Below are 20,229 nucleotides of genomic sequence, written 5' to 3'. Positions count from 1 at the left end.
TTATTATACCTCTTTTGAATATAATTGAGCACTGGCTAATTGTCGAGCAATACGACCTACACTACCAGCACCTTGTGTTAATAATAAATCCCCACCTTGCAATAATTCCTGCATAATCTCAGGTAGAAGATCTAAATCGGAAACATAAATTGGATCAACTTTACCGCGATTACGAATCGAACGACATAAAGATCGACTATCCGCTCCCGCAATGGGTTGCTCACCGGCGGAATAAACATCCAACATAACCAGCGCATCGACTTGAGAAAGAACTTGCGCAAAATCATCAAATAAATCCCGAGTTCGAGTATATCGATGGGGTTGAAACAACATGACTAATCGACGATCGGGCCAACCATTTCTTGCTGCCTGTATTGTTGCATTAACTTCACTTGGATGATGACCATAATCATCCACCATCATAATATCGCTGCCATTGACATGCGGGAAGACCCCCAATAAATCAAACCGTCTACTGGTGCCCGCAAATTTAGCTAAGGCATGAATAATTGACTCATCGTCAATACCATCTTCAGTGGCAGCAATAATTGCAGCAGCTGAATTTAACGCATTGTGTTTTCCTGGTGCATTTAATTCTATCTGTAAATCTTCATGATTTGGTCGGCACACCGTGTAATAGCTGATACCTTGTTCCTGACGATAATTTTTAATGACCACATCCGCTTCTTCACTAAATCCATAAGTGATAATTTTACGCCCGACAATAGGTAATAAATCACGATTAAATGGATCGTCATAACACATTATTGCTAAACCATAAAAAGGAAGATTACGTAAAAACGAGATAAATGTCTGTTTAAGATTTTCGACATTACCTTGATAAGTATCCATGTGATCAGGTTCAATATTGGTGACAATCGATACCATTGGTTGCAAATGAAGAAATGAAGCATCACTTTCATCTGCTTCGGCAATAAAATAACGGCTGCTACCTAATTGCGCATGTGTGCCAGCTGCTTTAACCAATCCCCCATTAACAAAAGTCGGGTCAAGTTTTGCTTCAGCATAGATAGCTGTAACCATGGCTGTTGTTGTGGTTTTACCGTGTGTACCGGCAATGGCAATACCATAGCGAAAACGCATTAGTTCGGCTAACATTTCTGCCCGTTGAATAACTGGAATACGCGCTTCACGTGCCGCAACAACTTCTATGTTATCTTGCGAAATAGCTGAAGATATCACAACAACACTTGAACCGAGTATATTTTCGGCCGCATGCCCAATAACAATTTTTGCACCTAATGTCTCTAAATGTTGTGTTACCGCGTTTTCAGCAATGTCCGAGCCACTAATTTGATAACCTTCATTAGCCAAAACTTCGGCAATTCCTCCCATGCCAGCGCCACCTATCCCAACAAAATGGATATGTTTGACACGTTTCATTTCGGGAATAATTGCTCTTAATTCAGCTAATTCCTTCGTATTCACAATCGAACTCCTAATTATACTGTTTTTATTTACGTGTTATGCCTTAACTTTATTGAGTATTCTATTATGCTTATTATTAATGAACTCAATAATTGATATGTCATAACGATATTATTAATCTTAAACATCTCAAGTAAGATGATTACATCACATTATATAAAAAATTAATCATTTTACTACTGAACACAAGGTTTGAGCCACTCTTTCTGTCGAATTCACAATGGCTAAACTTTTAGCCTTAACGGCCATATCTATTAACTCCGATCGATTTAAATTTTCAAGTAAATGAGAAAGCGATGCAACATTAAAATCGGGTTGCTCAATAATAGTTGCAGCACCAATATCGGCTAAAGATTTTGCATTCCAATATTGCTGGCGATCTTTATGCATAAATGGCACGAAAATCGCCCCTATACCGACCACTTCAATTTCACTTACTGTTAGTGCTCCACTTCGGCAAATGACAATATCTGCCCAATTATAAGCCTCGGCAACATCAGAAATAAATTCAGTAATTTTATTGTTTGTCATATCACAATCTTGATAAGACTGAGAAACTGATTCTAGCATTCCTTTTCCTGTTTGATGCCAAACTACATATTTATCGGACAATTTGGTTATCACTTTAGGCACAATATCATTAATCACTTTAGCACCTTGACTACCGCCCATTATTAATACTCGAATTGGACCTTGTCTATCTTTCAATCTTTCACTAGGATCAGCTAGTTGCAATAAATCATTGCGAACCGGATTACCCACTACCTCAGCATGGGGGAAAGCAGTAGGAAAAGCTTGAAGCACTTTAGTTGCAATTTTCGCTAACCATTTGTTAGTTAAACCAGCAATACCATTTTGTTCATGTAATACAATAGGTATACCTAAAGTTTTAGCTGCAATTCCACCTGGACCTGATACATATCCCCCCATACCAAGCACTACATCAGGACGATAAGCTTTCAAAATTTTTCTTGCTTGCAAAACCGCTTTAACAATTTTATAAGGTGCTTTTAATAAAGCGCTTATTCCTTTTCCGCGTAAACCTGATATTTGGATAAAATCAATATCAATTCCATTTTCAGGAACTAAATGCGCTTCCATTCTATCTGCTGTACCAAGCCACCTAACTTGCCACCCTTGTTTCATCAAATAATGCGCAACGGCAATACCTGGAAATACATGACCGCCTGTGCCACCAGCCATCACTAATAATTTTTTCATTATTTTATTGACCTTATTCTTGCTTGTGCTTGTTTTTGTCTAAACTCATAGTCTATTCGCAGTAATATAGCAACAGCAATGCTCATTACAATAAGACTTGAACCACCGTAGCTAATAAATGGTAATGTTAACCCTTTAGTTGGTAACATGCCTGATGTTACGCCTATGTTAACGAAAGTTTGAAAACCAAACCAAATACCAATTTCACAAGCTAAATAACCTGAAAACTGCGAACCATCATTAAGTGCTCTATATCCAATAGCTAATGCTTTAAATGTTAGAAAAAATAACAACATCAATAAAGCAACAACCCCAAGATAACCATACTCCTCAGAAATAATAGAAAAAATAAAATCTGTATGACATTCGGGTAAATAGCCCAATTTAAGAATTGAATTGCCCATTCCTTGACCAGTAATACCACCACTACCAATGGCCATCAATGAAGCAACTAACTGATAGCCCGATCCTGTTGCGTCTTGCCAAGGATCGAGAAAGGTTAATAAACGGGTTAAACGATAAGCTTCATATAAAATCAAACATATCACAGCACCAACACCCGTCAACAAAATAGCAATAAATTGCCACAACTGAGCACCGGCAATAAATAAAATACCAATGGTTACCATAAACAGCACAATAACGGTACCTAAATCGGGTTGTTTTAAGAGTAGAATTGATAAAACAGCCATCACCACCATAGGTTTAAAAAATCCCCAAAAACGATTTTGCACTTCATCCGATTTGCGTGATAGATAGGCTGCTAGAAAAATAAATAAAGATAATTTGGCTAACTCAGCCGGTTGGAAGTTAAAAACACCTAATGGGATCCAACGTGATGCACCATTGATTGAAGAGCCTATGCCTAATACAATCACTAACATAATAATGGCAACAATTAAAAGAGCGGTACTAAATTGTTGCCAGCGCTGCATAGGAATATACAATGTTACAAACATTAAAAACAGGGACATAGCCAACTGAATTAATTCGCGCTGGGTATAGAAAAAAGGATTAGTTTCACTAAATGACATCGATGCCGATGTCACCATAATCAAACCAAAAATCATTAAACCAAACACTGTCCAGAGTAATGAATTATCAAACGGTATATTTGGATTTACCTGTTTTTTTATCCAAAAAAACGTCATTTTTCACTCCTTTGAGCATATTGCTTTGCCAGTTGAGCAAATTGATTACCTCGCTCAATATAATTTTTAAATTGATCTAAACTGGCGCACGCAGGGGAAAGCAATACCACATCATCCACCTTAACTTTATTCGCGATCAGTTGCATTGCATCTGCCATGGTTTCAGTCACAGTAGTTTTACTCGGTGCTAATTTTGCAAGTAATTGACGGTCTCGCCCAAAACAAAAAACCTCAATCTGGTTATTTTGTAAGTAAGGAATCAGAGGGGTAAAATCGGCAGATTTTCCATCACCACCTAATAGTAAATATAACTTACCTTGGCACACTACACTATTTAACGCTGCCTCGGTGCTTCCAACATTGGTCGCTTTTGAATCATTAATCCATTTCACACCATTTTGTTGATATACCAATTCAAATCGGTGAGCTAAACCTTGAAAGGTAGCTATGGTTGCTAAACTTGACGTTCTGGAAATACCTAATCGATCACTAATAGCAAGCGCAGCCAACGCATTTAAATAATTATGACGCCCAATTAGTTTCATCTCTTTAGTCGATAAAACCACTTCATTTTGTGCAATTAAATGTTCACACTTATTATCTAAATGGTAATCGCCTTTATTTACCCCAAATGAGACACAATTTTGCTCATTAGACGCAGGTATTGTTAATTTATCATCTTGATTAAATACGCAATACTTTGCATTATGATAGATGCGTTGTTTAGCTTGAGCATATTGCATTAAACCTAGCGGATAGCGATCCATGTGATCTTCGGATATATTTAAAATCGTCGCTACAGTTGCTTGTAAACTAAAAGTTGTTTCTAATTGGAAGCTTGAAAGTTCAAGCACATACACATCAACATTTTGTTTTAAAAGTGATAATGCCGGCTCACCGATATTACCACCAACACCAACCTTAATACCTGATGATTTAACAATATCACCAACCAATGTTGTGACGGTTGTTTTACCATTGGCGCCGGTAATGGCAACTACTTGCTTATTGGCTTGCTTGTTAACCTCGCGGCAAAAAAGTTCTATATCGCCTATAATTTCAATACCTTGGTTTGCCGCTTGTTGTAATTGTGGCGTAGATAAAGCTATACCTGGACTTGCGATAATTAAATCAGCATCTAACAACCAATCAAGCTTTAGATCACCTAAATGGTATTCAATACGGCTGTCTAATAGTTCTAATCCTTGTGGCTTTAAACGTGTATCAATCACTTTTGGAATCACATTTTGAGCAAGAAAATAGTCCACACAAGAAAGCCCTGTGATGCCTAAGCCAATAATAACAACGTTTTTGCCCTGATAGCTAATCATGATTTAATCCTGATCTTATTAATTAACGTAATTTCAACGTTAATAACCCAATTAATACTAACATTAATGAAATAATCCAAAAACGAACAATCACCCGAGGTTCCGGCCAACCTTTAAGTTCATAATGATGATGTATTGGCGCCATTCTGAAAATTCTTTTACCTCGTAATTTATAAGAACCAACCTGTAAAATTACCGATAACGTTTCAATAACAAATATACCGCCCATTATCAGTAATAAAAATTCTTGGCGTAATAATACTGAAATGATGCCAAACACACCACCTAACGCTAAAGACCCTACATCGCCCATAAATACCATAGCCGGATACGTGTTGAACCATAAAAAGCCAAGTCCAGCACCGACGATTGCAGTGCAAACAATCATGAGTTCTCCACTGAATTTAATATAGGGAATATGTAAATAAGCAGCAAAATTAACATTACCGGTAGCCCAAGATACTAAAGCAAAACCTGCTGCAACAAATACTGTTGGCATGATGGCAAGTCCATCAAGTCCATCCGTCAAATTAACCGCATTACCGGCACCAACGATGACCACATAGGTTAGCAAAATAAAGAATAATCCTAATTGTGGCATCACATCTTTGAAAAAAGGAACAACTAATACGGTTACCGCCGTATCTTTACCATAAGCATAAAGGCCGAACGCAACAATTAAGGCAATAACTGATTGCCAAAAGTATTTCCATCTAGCAATAAGGCCCGCTGTATTTTTACGAATAACTTTTAAATAATCGTCTGCAAAACCAACAATACCGTAACCAATTAAAACAAATAAGGTTACCCAGACATAAGGATTACGCAGATCTGCCCATAAAAAAACTGAAATCGAGATTGATGCCAAAATGAGGGTTCCTCCCATTGTTGGCGTCCCTTTTTTGCTTAAATGCGATTCGGGCCCATCATTACGAATGACTTGACCAATCTGCAATTTTTGAAGCCAATCAATGACCTTTTGCCCCATAATTAATGAAATAGCTAATGAAGTTAACAGCGCTAAGATGGCCCTGACCGTTAAATAAGAGATAACATTAAAAAAAGTAAAATATTTAACTAAATGTTCTGATATTAAAAACAACATAATTTTAATCCTGAATCAACATTGTTCGATTTGAATTTTTTCGATGAGCTCTTCCATTTTAGCGCTACGTGATCCTTTAACTAGTATGGTTAAAATTGGATGCTGCCGTAGTAACATTAACAGATAATTCACTGCATCTTGTTTATGATTAAAATGGTGGCCGACACCACTATACTGGCTAATAAATTGACTTAAATTACCGACACTAATGACACAATCAAGTTTTTCGTGATGAGCAAGTTCACCAATTTGTTGATGATATTTTTCGGCATCTTCGCCTAATTCAGCCATATCACCAACAACTAAAATTCGATAACCAGGTTGCTTTGCTAAAACCTTAATAGCTGCCGACATTGAACCAACATTAGCATTATAAGCATCATCCAAAATTAACTGGGTTTGATTTAATTGTATTGGAAACAATCGACCTTTTACCGGTTTTAAGGTAGCTAAACCTTGCTTTATTTGATTAAACGTTGCGCCTACAGAAATCGCTAAAGCTGACGCCGCAACCGCATTAGAAACATTATGTTCACCAATCAAGGGAAGTTCTAGTGCACATTGACCATTAGGTGTATGTAAGATAAATGAAGTGGTCTGAGCGATTTGAATATTACTGGCATAAAAATTAGCCGATGGATTAGATAATGAAAAAGTCCATACCGTTTTATTACCTAATGAATTAAACCACTTATCACTACAGCTATCTAAATTGATGATAGCAATACCATTATTCGCTAATCCTGCAAAAATTTCACCTTTGGCGGTTGCCACTCCATCAAGCGAACCAAAGCCTTCAAGGTGCGCCTGCGCAATATTATTAATTAGAGCACTTTGGGGTTTAACAATATTAGTTGTATACGCAATTTCACCAATGTGATTCGCGCCTAATTCTATTACTGCATATTGATCTTGCTCAGTTAGACGGAATAACGTTAATGGTACACCAATATCATTATTAAAATTGCCCTGAGTATAAAGTGTCTGACCACAATGTTGTAAAATTGCGGCAGTCATTTCTTTAACCGAGGTTTTACCCGAAGAACCTGTGAGCGCAACAATTTTAGCATGACTTAACTGACGAACCGCCGCCGCAATAAGCCCAAGTGCAATTTTTGTATCCTTAACGACAATTTGAGCAATAGCATTATTGTCAATTTTATGATCAACAATAACCACACTAGCGCCTTGTTCTATTGCTTGTTCAACAAAAACATGCCCATCAAAATGATCACCCACTAAGGCAATAAATACTGCATTTTTGATAATGTTTCTGGAGTCTGTACAAATAGCATCAATCATCATATCTTCGTTTAAGATATGATAAGATTGACCATTTATGACTTTTTTGATTTGTTTAATTTGTAATGGAATCATGATTGATTCGCTACTCCTAAAAGCTGTTTCACTGTTTCTTGATCGGAATAGTGATATTTGGTTTTACCTACAATCTGGTAATCCTCGTGCCCTTTGCCTGCAATTAATATTACATCATTAGATTTAGCTTGTTTTAGTGTATAAGTAATCGCTTGTTTTCTATCAGGGATGACTTTTACATGGGTACCATCATGTAACCCTTGTTGAATATCATGAATAATGTTCATTTCATCTTCAGTGCGTGGATTATCATTAGTTAGTACAATTTGATCAGCAAATTGTTCAGCCACTTCAGCCATTAATGGGCGCTTTCCACTATCTCTATCACCACCACAACCAAAAATCACCCATAACGTTCCTTTGCAGTGAATTCGGCTAGCTTGTAACGCTTTTTGTAATGCATCTGGCGTATGCGCATAATCGACAATAACTGTAGGACTATTTTTTTCGTGTAGAACTTCCATTCGTCCACAAATTGGTTTAAGAAAAGAGGCCATATTCACAACAGCAAAAAATGGGTAATCTAGTGTTAATAAAGTTGCAATAGACAAAAGTAGGTTAGAAACATTGAATTCACCTAATAAACGGCTATTGATAATGGCATTTCCCCAACTTGACTCCATATGAATTTTGGCGCCTTTATCGTGGTATTCAATCATCGATACGCCAACATAAGGTATATTTAATGCTTTTAAACGACGTAACGATTTAGGCTGGCAAGATACCGCTGTCACCTGTGTCAGTTTTTCAATCCATCGCTTGCCATATTTATCATCATAATTAACAATTGACTTGCCCGAATTTAGTACTTGCTTTTGCTTTTCTTCTGGAGTGAATAATGACCATTTTGCTTTCGCGTATTTACTCATAGTTTTATGATAATCAAGATGATCTCTACTGAGATTGGTAAATACGGTTGCGGCACAATTTAAACTTTTAACGCGGTCCATGGCTAAACCATGTGAAGAAATTTCCATTGCTACAACTTTGACATGCTTTTTCACAAAATCGGCTAATAAAGTTTGTACATCGATAGCTGATGCAGTGGTATTGGTTGATGGCTCGAGCTGATGATTATAAATGCCATTACCAATAGTACCTAAAATAGCGGTTTTTTCATTTAATAACGTAGTACATTGAGCAATAAGTTGTGTCACTGTGGTTTTACCATTAGTGCCTGTTACTCCAATCACTGACAATTTTTTGGAAGGTGAATGATAAAAATCATTAGCAATCATCGACAAACGATGTGACAATTGAAAAATACTGATTTGTGGTATTACAGACTTATCATCTTGCTTAAGATAATTAATTTTTAAATTATTCGATTTTCGATTAGTTTCAATAAGTATCGCAACGGCACCTGCCAAAATGGCTTGTTCAATAAAATTACGACCATCTACGGCATGCCCTTTGATCGCAACAAACACATCGTTTTTTTCCACTTGACGACTATCGATACGTAAATGATTAAGCGGAAAATCGGCTAATTCTAATTTGCCAGTTCCACCTAATAATTCAAATAATGTTTTAAATGTGCTTGTAGACATCATTTACCACCTGTTAATAAATAATCATTTGCCCATCAACTTGACGATCTGGCTTCACATTCATTGTTCGAAGAACCCCCCCCATAATACGGCTAAAAACAGGTGCGGATACTGAACCACCATAATATTGACCGGCTTTCGGGTTATCAATAACGACAACTAATGAATATTTAGGACCGGTTGCCGGTGCAATTCCTGCGGTATAAGCTAAATATTGATTGACATAGCGTCCACCCGATAATTTTTTTGCAGTACCCGTTTTAACGCCAACACTATAACCAGGTACCGAAGCTTTAGTTCCCCCACCTGTCACAGCCACAGCTTCCATCAATTGCACGACTGTTTTAGCTATTTTTTCTTGTACTACGCGTTCACCTTTAACCGGTTCTGTAATTTTTAAGATAGAAACAGGACGATATATACCGTAACTACCAATAGTTGCATAAGCTCTTGCTAATTGTAACGGTGTGACACTTAAACCATACCCAAATGCAAAGGTGGCGCGCTCAATATCTGCCCATTTTCTGGTACGATCAGCAGCAATAGATCCACTCACTTCACCACCTAATCCTAATCCCGTTGGCTGACCTAAACCAAAACGACTATAAAATTCAACTAACTCGCCTGGCTGCATTTGTAATGCTAATTTACTGACCCCAACATTACTTGATTTTTCTAAAATGCCCGCTAGATTTAATGATTTTTGATACGACACGTCTTTAATTTCATACCGATTCACAAAAAATGGTCGGGTATCAATGATAGTATTTACATCTGCAATTTTTTTCTCTAAAGCTGCCATAACAACTAATGGTTTAACTGTTGAACCAGGTTCAAACGCATCAGTGACAGCTCTATTACGTAATAAATTATAATCAATAGAGGAACGATTATTAGGATTATAAGACGGGCTCGTTGCCATCGCTAAAATTTCACCTGTATGCACATCAATTAAAACAGCTGTTCCACTATCGGCTTTATTAAATTCAACCGCTTGACTTAATTCGCTGTACACTAAAGATTGCAAGCGTTCATCAATACTTAACGTTAAATCGGATGCGGCTTCACTATCAGTTCGTTCTAACTCTTCAATAACCCGACCAACTCGGTCACGTCTTACGACTCGTTGTCCTGATTCACCAATTAACCATTTATTGAAGCTTTTTTCTATCCCTTCAGAACCCCGTTCGGTGCCGTTATCGTCGATATCGGTTAAACCAATTAACTGCGCAATATTTTCAGCAGCTGGATAATAACGTTTGGATGTTTTAGCAAACGAAATACCCGGTAGTTTTAACTGTTTTAAATAATCCGCTATTGTTGGTGTAATTTGCTTAGTTAAATACACAAAACGCATAGATGGATTACTCAATTTTTGCTGTAAGGTTGACATTGATATATTGAGTGTTTTGGCTAAACCTTGCCACCTAATATCATCAGCCTTGACACCACCTTTTTGTACAACAATTTTAGGATCCGCCCACACATCAAACATTGGCACACTCACGGCAAGCGCTCGACCATTACGATCAGTAATCATGGCACGCGGTGCATCCATTTCTTGATGGCGAATGGATCGTTTATTACCTTCAGCAATAAGCTTATCTGGTTCTATTATCTGCAATATTGCCATTCGAATAATTAAACACACAATAGCAAATATAATAAAGCCATAGACGATATAAAAACGGTTAGGTGTAAAAAACTGTTTTTTGTTCGGTTTATTTGCTTTGTTTGTTTTTACAACCTTTTTAGTTTTATCTTTATTATTTTTCACTACAGGTTTCATTATTTACTCTTTATCACAATAACGGTTTCATTTTGAGGCGTCACATATGACATACCCAATTGATTTTTAGCTTTATCTTCAACACGTTTCGGATCGGCAAGTACATTTTCTTCAATAACTAAATTACGCCATTCGCTCTCTAAAACATCTTGTTCTAGTAAAAGTTGCTCACGTTCAAATAGTTGCTTACGAACTTGTTGCGTTGTGATTAATACGGCTCCAGCTGTAATAATGATAAGTATAAGTAATAATAATGAAATTTTTTGATGACCGAGCAAATCACCAACAATTAAGCCAAATAAACTTTTACTTGGTCGCTTTTGATTGTCGATTTCAGCATAAAAATTTTCGCTATCATTTGCTTGATTACTGTTCATTTTTCCTTTCAGCTACCCTTAATATTGCGCTTCTTGAACGCGGGTTGTGATTAATCTCATCCATACTTGGTTTTACCTTGCCAAGTGATTTTAACTCGGCACCACCATATTGTTTAATTTGTTGTTCAGTAAGTGGTAATCCTGCTGGCAACTCAGGTCCTTTACTCTGTTTGCTAATAAATTGCTTAACTATTCGATCTTCTAAAGAATGAAAACTAATTACGGCAAGCCGTCCTTGGTTGGCAAGTATCGACAAACTGGCGTTCAATGCTTGTTCAACTTCTTCAAGTTCGCTATTAATATATATACGAATTGCTTGAAAACTCCGTGTTGCTGGATGTTTATGTTTATCTTTTTTAGGTGTTGCTTGTTCAATTAAATTGGCTAACTCTAATGTGCGAGTAATCGGCATAATTTTGTTTTTTTCGACAATAGCTCGCGCAATACGTTTAGCAAATTTTTCTTCACCAAATGTTTTTAATACCCATGCTATATCGGCTTCATCACTATGTAATAGCCACTCACTTGCTGTCATGCCCTGATGATTATTCATCCGCATATCGAGCGGACCATCACGCATAAACGAAAATCCTCTTTGCGGATCATCAAGTTGCGGAGAAGAAACCCCAAGGTCCAATAAAAAACCATCAACTTTACCAAGTAAGCCTAAATTATCAATATATTGATATACATTAGAAAACTCACCACGAATAAAGGTAAATCGCGGATCAATTATTTCACTCGCTGCCTGTTGAGCTTTGGCATCGCGATCAATGGCAATTAATCTTCCTTCATTACCTAGATGATTTAAAATTAAACGAGAATGACCGCCTCGACCAAAAGTTCCATCAACATAAATACCGTTTTTTTTTATATTTAATGCTGCAATAGCTTCATTTAGTAAAACAGTTGTATGTAGATAGCTCATTAGTCTTGTACTCTATTATTTAGTTAAATCGTTAAATTTTTTAAATTATCGGATAAGTTTGTAATATCAGCCGACAGCTCAGCAATATCTTCACTAATTTGTTGATACCAGATGACTTCATCCCAAATTTCAAATTTATTAGATTGACCTACAAACATGACATGTTTTTCTAATTTTGCGTATGTGCGTAATGTAGGCGGTAATAGGATCCGACCTGAATTATCCATAGGGCACTCAATTGCATAGCCTAGTAATAATCGTTTTATTCGACGCTCTGACTCAACAATAGTAGAAAGTGTTGATAGTTGCTTTTCAATACTTTTCCATTCAGAAATTGAGTAAAGTGACAAGCAAGAATGATATAAACCAATTGTGCAAACCATGCCTTCAGACAAAGCATCACGATAGCGAGTAGGAATAGCCATCCGCCCTTTACTATCTAAATTGACTGAAGTTGCACCACTGAACATGAAAGCACCGTTTTCTTTAAATTTTTATTATTTTTTTATTGATTAAAATCAGATGGTTAAATAATTCTTACTTTTTTACCACTTAAACCCACTTTTTACCACAAAAGTTACAAAAATAATAGGTATTTAATCAATTAATTTCGCGAATATTCATAAAAATAAGTGCACGCTATTTTTACTAAAAATAACTTCAGCTTTGAATATTTAAAATATTCATTTAAATCAATTGGTTAAATGATTTATTTTTTAAACGTTCATACTAACAATAGAAAAAATATGATTAAGAGATGATGTGAATAAAGTAATGAAGTTAAATATTACTCATAATGGATGAGTAATGATTGAGGCTTTAAAGAAAGATTGTGGCCGACATAAGTCGGCACAATCAATAGGCTTACGCAGCAGTCCAAAATATGGTCACATTAACTTTATCTTGCTGTAAAATTGCTCTAACTGGCATTTGGTTAATATCTTTACCTTGTTCGGCTTGTTCTAATACTGACATTTTACTATCACCCACTAAATGTAGATAGATATTGTGACTATTTAAAATAGTAGGTAGCGTTAAAGTAATTCGATCTAAAGGCGCTGTTAATGGTGTCATACCGATAACTTTACGGCCTGATTTCATATCTAAACCGGCAGCTAAATTCGCAGCGCCAGGGAATAATGACGCAGTATGACCATCTTCCCCCATACCTAGAATTAATACATCAAATGGCATTGGTACTTTGTCTAACTGTTTTTCAGTAATTGACGCGCCATCAAATGGATTATTACAGCTATTTTTTAAACCGATAAAATTAGCCAACTTTGCTTTATTTTGTAATAAGTAAGTCATGACCAATTTTTCATTACTGGCATCATCAGTATCATCAACCCATCTATCATCAACCAGAGTAATAAATACACGGCTCCAATCTAAATTTTGCTCACTAAGAGCAATAAATAAAGGAATAGGCGTTTTACCCCCCGATACAGCTATCGAAGCTTGTCCTCTAATTTGAATCGCTTTGGTAAGTTCATTCACGATGTGTGAAGTCAGGTCTTCAACTAATAACTCACTTGTTGCATATTTATTTAGTGTAACCATATTGGATATTCCTTTTATTCAAATTCATGCCATGAATAGCCATCTTTAGTAATTAAAGCGACTGATGCAACCGGTCCCCAAGTACCAGCTTGATAAGTTTTTGGTGTGTCATTATCAGCATCCCATGCATTGATAATAGAATCAACCCATTTCCAAGCAGCTTCAACTTCGTCACGATGAACAAATAGTGCTTGTCGTCCTCGCATCACTTCAAGTAGCAAGCGTTCATAAGCATCAGCACGATGTTGATGGAAAGTTTCACTAAAACTTAAATCAAGCTTAGTTGTTTGTAAAGTATGGGTACTATCTAACCCTGGCACTTTATTAAGAATTTCAATATCCATACCTTCATCAGGCTGTAATCGAATGGTTAACTTATTTTGTGGCAGCTCAGGATAAGATTCACTAAACAAATTCAGTGGTAATGGTTTAAAATAAACAACCACTTCTGAGCATTTGCTTGGTAAACGTTTACCAGTACGCAAATAAAAAGGGACTCCCGCCCACTGCCAATTATCAATATCGACACGAATAGCCACAAAGGTTTCAGTATGGCTGTCCGGGGTTGCACCATCTTCTTCTAAATATCCCGGTACATTAATACCGTTAACAAATCCTGAGGTATATTGACCTCTAACAACTTTATCACGAATATTGGTTTTATTAATTGGTCTAAGTGCATTAAGTACAGCGATTTTTTCATTACGCAAGCTATCATCACCAAGATTAGATGGTGGAGACATTGCAATCATAGTTAAAATCTGTAATAAATGGTTTTGTACCATATCACGCATTTGACCAGCTTTATCAAAATATCCCCAACGCCCTTCAATACCGACTTGCTCAGCAACAGTAATTTCAACATGATCGATTGAATTTCGGTCCCAAAATGAGGCAAATACAGGATTTGCAAAACGTAATGCTAATAAATTTAAAACGGATTCTTTACCTAAATAATGGTCAATACGATAGACTTGTGACTCATTAAAATATTTCGCAACAGAATCGTTAATTTCACGCGATGATTGTAAATCGGTACCGAGTGGTTTTTCCATAACAATTCGGTTTTGGATTTGATTTAATCCCGCTTCAGCTAAACCTTGGCAGATAGTACCAAACGCACCAGGATGCATGGCAAAATAAAAAATAGTTGGTCTGGTTTGGTCAAGTTCATCCTTTAATGCGCTAAAACCAGCAAGATTATTGACATCTAATTTATGAAAATTAAGTCGTTGACTAAATCGTTGCCAAATCGCGTCGTCGATAGGTTCTGGCATAAAAGTAGCCAATGCTTCTTTGGCTACTTCGCAATAAGCAGCATGATCCCAATCAGCACGACCTACGCCTAAAATTTTAGTCTGTTTTGGCAACTTACCATATTTTTCCAATTGATATAAAGACGGTAATAATTTACGTCTCGTTAAATCCCCTTTAGCACCAAAAATAACTAAATCGCAAACTGGGATATCAGACATAATTTTCTCCTAAAAAAAGCATATTATCTATTTTATTACGTTGTCCTACCTATGTACACTCAGTTAATGGAGCTAATCATAATAATAGGTATTTGCCTTATTTGATACGAAAACAAAAGGTCACCATGAAGGCGACCTTTTGCGTGGATTAGTAATTGGGTGTTACCCAATTGATGGATAATTTATACGCGCACAAAATCCATATGCACTAATTTTGGTTTGAATGGATGACGTTGTACTGCTTGTACTTTTGCTTTAACAGCTTTACCGTCAACTTCAATAGTTAATACTTCAGAATAAAATTCTGGTTTTTCTTGCATATTAAAAATGTGGTTGTGATCAAGCACAACAGAAACTGCTGCTTCACTTCCACCATAGATAATAGCTGGGAATTGACCAGCGTGACGCAGGCGGCGGCTCGCACCCTTACCATGCTCTTTTCTAACTTCTGCTTTTAATGTAAACATTTTAATTTCTCTTAGTAATTTCAAATAAAAACCAATTACAGGCGACCCAGTAATTGGCTATCAAATAGTTGCTTAAAAAGCGTTAGCGATTATAAAGCGTTCTGCAATTTAACGCAATCAAATAATCATACTACTATTAATCAAAACCAAGTATCGATTAAGTTTGTAATACGAATTTACCGTTTACTTTATTAATTCTATCTTAAAACCATAAGACACTTTTTCTGTTGGCGAAAGTTTTAAAGGTTGAGTAATACACGCAGTTTCGACACAAACCATAGATTGATATTCATCATCAGCAAAATCAGCCATTGCTTTTGCTTTATCTACCCATGGATTCCATGTTACAACATCGGTCGAATGATTATTAGTTAACTCAATAGTACGTTGCCCATCTTTAATGATTAACTTATTATCGGCATGGGTGTAAATACGATCGACTTCTTGATTGAAAGTCAGCTGACCTACAGTAGTGGGTTTATTTTCATTTGCTAAACGTTCTTGATAGCTGTCTCCTAAACCTTTAACAAGCACATTGTTAATATTATCTACACCAAAATAGGTATGTAATGCACTTGTTGCTTCAAAATCGCCTTGGCAAGTTAACGTGACTTGGCAAGTATTACCAATATGAATCTGTAACCAAACGTGAAAAGGTTTTGAAAAAAACGGCTCAGTTTGTTGATTATTGGTTAACGATAAAACAAGATCAACGCCATCATTATCTTCGTTGCATGAATCTAGAGTCCACTGCACTATACGGGCAAAACCATGCATAGGATCACCTAATTTACCAAACCAAGGCCAACAAATAGGTACGCCACCACGAATAGCGGTACCTTTTTTAAATACGGCGTTGTTACTTAACCAAACGACTGGTGCAGTTTCAGTTGTCGGTTGCCAAAATAATAGATGCGCACCTTGTAGTGAAACCGCGGCTGTACAAGTTTGGTGATTAATGACTAAAATAGGTAATTCACCATAGGTGGTTTGTTTAACAGATGGGCTTAAAGACTGAGATTGTTTAGCACTATCCAATAGTTGTTTTAAAATACTCATAATTACTCCTATAATGTTTAATCTGATCGACAATCAATGTCATAAACTAAATCTAAAATTGTTTCTATTTTACGCTTTTTCACCACATTCTAGAAATAGAATAAAGGTAAAAAAGCTTTTTTTAATAAATACGAGTAATATAGCCAGCTCATTTAAACTTATTCTGCGTATTTGACAAAAATTTATGGAAAAGCATATGTTTGATTATAAAATTCCGCTTAGCTTATATATTCATATGCCTTGGTGTGTTCAAAAATGTCCTTACTGTGATTTTAATTCACATACGGTGAAAAAAACACCTGATTATCAAGCTTATATTCAACATCTTATTGAAGATTTACGGCAAGATGTCAAACTGTGTCCTGATCGCTCAATTCACTCTATTTTTATCGGTGGAGGCACGCCAAGTCTATTTTCAGACGAATTGATTAATCAGTTATTAATCGACGTTAATAAAATTATTCCAATAGACAGCGAGGCAGAAATAACAATTGAAGCAAACCCAAATTCTGTTGATGTAGAAAGGTTTAAGGGTTATCAGCAAGCAGGAATTAATCGTATTTCAATTGGCGTGCAAAGCTTTCAATCGGCTAAACTAGTAAATTTAGGACGCATACATAACCCTGAAGAAGCCATAAATGCAGGTACTCTTGCTCATAACCTAAATTTACATAGTTTTAATTTAGACTTAATGCATGGCTTACCGAATCAATCCATTGATGATGCATTGTATGATTTAAAGCAAGCCATTAAGCTAGCCCCCCCGCATTTGTCTTGGTATCAACTAACTATTGAACCCAATACATTATTTGGTTCCAAACCACCAATCTTACCTGATGACGATAACCTATGGGAAATTTATCAACAAGGGCATCAACTTTTAACTCAACAAGGCTATCAACAATATGAAACCTCAGCATATGCCAAACCCGGCTATCAATGCGAACATAATTTAAATTATTGGCGTTTTGGTGATTATTTAGGGATTGGCTGCGGAGCGCATGGTAAAATTACCCAATCGAATGGCAAAATTACCCGGACAGTAAAAACACGTCACCCTAAAGGGTATTTAGAAGGTCGATATTTAGAACACGCTTATCAAGTAGCGTCGCAAGATCTACCCTTTGAATATTTTATGAATCGTTTCCGATTATTTGAAGCAACGCCCAAGCACGAATTTGAACAACGTACTTTTTTACCCTTGCAATCGGTAAGTAAGCAGATTGACCTTGCCATAGAGCAAAATTATTTGATTGAACATAAACATAATTGGCAAATAACCGAGCGCGGTAAGCTGTTTTTAAACTCATTATTGGAGATCTTCTTATAGATAACACAATAAAAAATAATGAATTAGTGACGAGAATAAAGCGATTTACACTTACTTAACAAGATAGATACAATCTATTTAAGCAATCATTTAGTTATCTTTACATACATTTTTTAAAAAAAGGCGCATACTAACACTCGACAATGCATTTATTTCATTGTTTTCCTATTCCTTATGTTTTCCCAATAACCATGTTATTGGGATTTTTTTTGCAAATTTGTTCAACTGATTTTATTTATATTTAGAAATAAATTGTTTTAATTCATCTAATGTCGATGTCCCTTCCATTGGACCTTTTTTAGATACAGCTAGAGCACCGCTCGCATTCGCATAGCGCAAAGCCTGTTTGACAGAATATCCGGCTAACATCAAACTCACAAAGGTTGCACCAAAACAGTCACCCGCTCCAGTTGGATCAATGACGTTTGTGGCAAAACCGTCGACATGAAGTGTGTATAATTTATTTTTTTCATCGTGACCATAGTAGTCTGCACCATTACTACCTTTTTTCACCACAATATGTTTAATTCCTTTTTCGAGTAATGAAAACATGGTTTGTTGTTCACTCTCATCATGGCTATGGGCAAAATAACTAACCTCGCTTTCGCTTGGTAAAAATATGTCGGTATATTCCATGATATAATCAAACGATTGCTCCATTTCCTGAATATTAAACATCTCCTTACGCAAATTAGGATCAAACGAAATTGTGCCGCCATTTGTTTTAATAATATCAAGTGCTTTACGCATAGCATCAATGGCGCGAAAAGAATAAAGTGAAGAGCCCATAACGTGTAAATGGGTACAATCTTTTAGTAAACTTTCATTTATATGATTGAACGAAAGTAGACCACAGGCACTATTTGGGATATTAAAGATAAAATCGCGTTCATTTAAGTCTTTATAGGTTACAAATGCACTACCTGTATTAGCTTTATAATGCGAGGTAATCCCCTCAATAATCACACCATCTTGTTTTAATCGCTTAGTGCACATGTGACCAAAAGCATCTTTGCCAACACAACCAAAAAAAATAACTGGAAAACCTAATTTTGCAACTTGATCAGCAAATATTGCTGGTGCGCCACTGACAAAAGGTCCGACAAACTCACCCGGTTCGTCAAAACGTTGGTTTTTCTGTTTAGCTAAAAACTCAACTAGCAATTCTCCTATAGTACAAATCTTAAATTGCATATTACATCCCCTTTGCATTACGATAGATCACGCAAAATTTGTTAACCACATCTTGTTTAAAATTAGAATCTAATAATTGTTGATGATATTCGGTGACAACTGGTCTTGATAATATAACCGTATCTAAATGCTTTAGTTTTCCGATACTGTGTTCATCATTCATTACCAAGCGTTGAGGTAAAAGGCCAATAGTATGGTCAGCATTTTTAAATATTTGTTGATATGTTTTTTGTTGATCAATATTAGCAATAATTAAATGATTATTAGCATTGATAGCTGCCAATTCGACAATAAAATGGGTAATAGAAAATTGGTTAACAACCTCAGTTAGGGCATTATTATTTTGCAAAATATTACCCTCTAAAAGCACCCCCCCCACTAATATGACTTCGGCATCTGAAAACTCCTTAACCAATTGAGCATTTTGAATATCATTCATAATTAATTTTAAGGATTTTTTATTATGCAAAAAAGGAATGAGTTTTCGAATTAAAGTGCCATGACCTAAAAAAAGTGTATCGCCATCATTTATATAATCTAAACAATTTTTAACGATATCGATTTCACTGATATTTAAATTGATATTACTATAATTTACAGAGTCGAAAGAAGTTTGGTTAGCCAAACTTTCAGGTGGAATATAAATTGCTCCACCAAAGGATCGTTTTAAATAACCTTGTTGTTCTAAATATGTTAAATCTTGCCGAATGGTAACATTAGATACTTGAAGCTTGTCAGATAAGTCATCTACTTTTACTTCACCTTGTTTACGTACGATTTCGGCAATATCTAACCTACGTTTTAGTAGGGCTGAAGACGCTCTAGCCAAATTTTATTTCCTATATAACTGATAAATATCTAAA

General features: G+C 36.0%; 18 protein-coding genes. 1 reads left to right on the top strand and 17 read right to left on the bottom strand.

Annotated elements, in window-relative coordinates; translation table 11 throughout:
- Nucleotides 1-3: 3 nt before the first annotated feature.
- From murC to J3U59_RS05350, 15 genes are all read right to left on the bottom strand, one after another.
- Complete coding sequence (gene murC, locus J3U59_RS05420; RefSeq protein ID WP_065798417.1) at nucleotides 4-1,449, bottom strand: UDP-N-acetylmuramate--L-alanine ligase; 1,446 nt, start codon at nucleotides 1,447-1,449, stop codon at nucleotides 4-6.
- A 168-nt stretch (nucleotides 1,450-1,617) separates the two neighbouring features.
- The gene (gene murG / locus J3U59_RS05415; protein WP_267333544.1) at nucleotides 1,618-2,670 is read right to left on the bottom strand and encodes an undecaprenyldiphospho-muramoylpentapeptide beta-N-acetylglucosaminyltransferase; all 1,053 of its coding nucleotides are present in this window, start codon (nucleotides 2,668-2,670) and stop codon (nucleotides 1,618-1,620) included.
- Complete coding sequence (gene ftsW, locus J3U59_RS05410) at nucleotides 2,670-3,821, bottom strand: cell division protein FtsW (protein ID WP_267333545.1); 1,152 nt, start codon at nucleotides 3,819-3,821, stop codon at nucleotides 2,670-2,672. Before ftsW ends, murG begins: the two co-directional genes overlap by 1 nt.
- Complete coding sequence (gene murD / locus J3U59_RS05405; protein ID WP_267333546.1) at nucleotides 3,818-5,152, bottom strand: UDP-N-acetylmuramoyl-L-alanine--D-glutamate ligase; 1,335 nt, start codon at nucleotides 5,150-5,152, stop codon at nucleotides 3,818-3,820. Before murD ends, ftsW begins: the two co-directional genes overlap by 4 nt.
- Nucleotides 5,153-5,174: 22 nt before the next feature.
- Nucleotides 5,175-6,257: a phospho-N-acetylmuramoyl-pentapeptide-transferase gene (mraY, locus tag J3U59_RS05400; RefSeq protein WP_267333547.1), complete on the bottom strand. Its 1,083-nt coding sequence runs from the start codon at nucleotides 6,255-6,257 to the stop codon at nucleotides 5,175-5,177.
- 15 nt (nucleotides 6,258-6,272) lie between these two features.
- Nucleotides 6,273-7,634, bottom strand: a complete 1,362-nt coding sequence (gene murF / locus J3U59_RS05395; protein WP_267333548.1) for a UDP-N-acetylmuramoyl-tripeptide--D-alanyl-D-alanine ligase — start codon at nucleotides 7,632-7,634, stop codon at nucleotides 6,273-6,275.
- Nucleotides 7,631-9,184, bottom strand: a complete 1,554-nt coding sequence (gene murE / locus J3U59_RS05390; protein WP_267333549.1) for a UDP-N-acetylmuramoyl-L-alanyl-D-glutamate--2,6-diaminopimelate ligase — start codon at nucleotides 9,182-9,184, stop codon at nucleotides 7,631-7,633. Before murE ends, murF begins: the two co-directional genes overlap by 4 nt.
- Before the next feature lie 13 nt (nucleotides 9,185-9,197).
- The gene (gene ftsI, locus J3U59_RS05385) at nucleotides 9,198-10,973 is read right to left on the bottom strand and encodes a peptidoglycan glycosyltransferase FtsI (protein ID WP_267333550.1); all 1,776 of its coding nucleotides are present in this window, start codon (nucleotides 10,971-10,973) and stop codon (nucleotides 9,198-9,200) included.
- Nucleotides 10,973-11,350 carry a cell division protein FtsL gene (gene ftsL, locus J3U59_RS05380; RefSeq protein ID WP_065633882.1) on the bottom strand — a complete coding sequence of 126 codons (378 nt, stop codon included), beginning with the start codon at nucleotides 11,348-11,350 and terminating at the stop codon, nucleotides 10,973-10,975. The genes ftsI and ftsL overlap by 1 nt, the downstream gene beginning before the upstream one ends.
- Entirely contained in the window at nucleotides 11,340-12,278 is a 939-nt protein-coding gene (rsmH, locus tag J3U59_RS05375; RefSeq protein ID WP_267333551.1) for a 16S rRNA (cytosine(1402)-N(4))-methyltransferase RsmH, read from the bottom strand. Before rsmH ends, ftsL begins: the two co-directional genes overlap by 11 nt.
- A gap of 23 nt (nucleotides 12,279-12,301) precedes the next feature.
- Entirely contained in the window at nucleotides 12,302-12,748 is a 447-nt protein-coding gene (gene mraZ, locus J3U59_RS05370; RefSeq protein WP_267333552.1) for a division/cell wall cluster transcriptional repressor MraZ, read from the bottom strand.
- A 394-nt stretch (nucleotides 12,749-13,142) separates the two neighbouring features.
- The gene (gene pgl, locus J3U59_RS05365; RefSeq protein WP_267333553.1) at nucleotides 13,143-13,841 is read right to left on the bottom strand and encodes a 6-phosphogluconolactonase; all 699 of its coding nucleotides are present in this window, start codon (nucleotides 13,839-13,841) and stop codon (nucleotides 13,143-13,145) included.
- 14 nt (nucleotides 13,842-13,855) lie between these two features.
- The gene (gene zwf, locus J3U59_RS05360; RefSeq protein ID WP_267333554.1) at nucleotides 13,856-15,316 is read right to left on the bottom strand and encodes a glucose-6-phosphate dehydrogenase; all 1,461 of its coding nucleotides are present in this window, start codon (nucleotides 15,314-15,316) and stop codon (nucleotides 13,856-13,858) included.
- A 182-nt stretch (nucleotides 15,317-15,498) separates the two neighbouring features.
- Nucleotides 15,499-15,783 (bottom strand): 50S ribosomal protein L25, encoded by a 285-nt coding sequence (gene rplY / locus J3U59_RS05355; protein ID WP_267333555.1) that lies wholly within the window; start codon nucleotides 15,781-15,783, stop codon nucleotides 15,499-15,501.
- A gap of 183 nt (nucleotides 15,784-15,966) precedes the next feature.
- Complete coding sequence (locus J3U59_RS05350) at nucleotides 15,967-16,842, bottom strand: D-hexose-6-phosphate mutarotase (protein WP_267333556.1); 876 nt, start codon at nucleotides 16,840-16,842, stop codon at nucleotides 15,967-15,969.
- Nucleotides 16,843-17,038: 196 nt separating this feature from the next.
- On the opposite strand from J3U59_RS05350, the gene hemW reads away from it, so the two are divergent.
- Nucleotides 17,039-18,172, top strand: a complete 1,134-nt coding sequence (gene hemW / locus J3U59_RS05345; RefSeq protein WP_267333557.1) for a radical SAM family heme chaperone HemW — start codon at nucleotides 17,039-17,041, stop codon at nucleotides 18,170-18,172.
- A gap of 231 nt (nucleotides 18,173-18,403) precedes the next feature.
- Here hemW and J3U59_RS05340 read toward each other — a convergent pair whose 3' ends face one another.
- Nucleotides 18,404-19,366, bottom strand: coding sequence for a sugar kinase (locus tag J3U59_RS05340; RefSeq protein ID WP_267333558.1), 963 nt, complete (start codon nucleotides 19,364-19,366; stop codon nucleotides 18,404-18,406).
- 1 nt (nucleotide 19,367) lies between these two features.
- Nucleotides 19,368-20,195 carry a DeoR/GlpR family DNA-binding transcription regulator gene (locus J3U59_RS05335; protein ID WP_267333559.1) on the bottom strand — a complete coding sequence of 276 codons (828 nt, stop codon included), beginning with the start codon at nucleotides 20,193-20,195 and terminating at the stop codon, nucleotides 19,368-19,370.
- Between the last annotated feature and the right edge of the window lie 34 nt (nucleotides 20,196-20,229).

This window comes from Gilliamella sp. B3783, assembly GCF_026536125.1.
GTDB lineage: Bacteria > Pseudomonadota > Gammaproteobacteria > Enterobacterales > Orbaceae > Gilliamella.
Note: the sequence above shows the minus strand (reverse complement) of the source record. Positions and strands in the feature narration are given on the sequence as shown.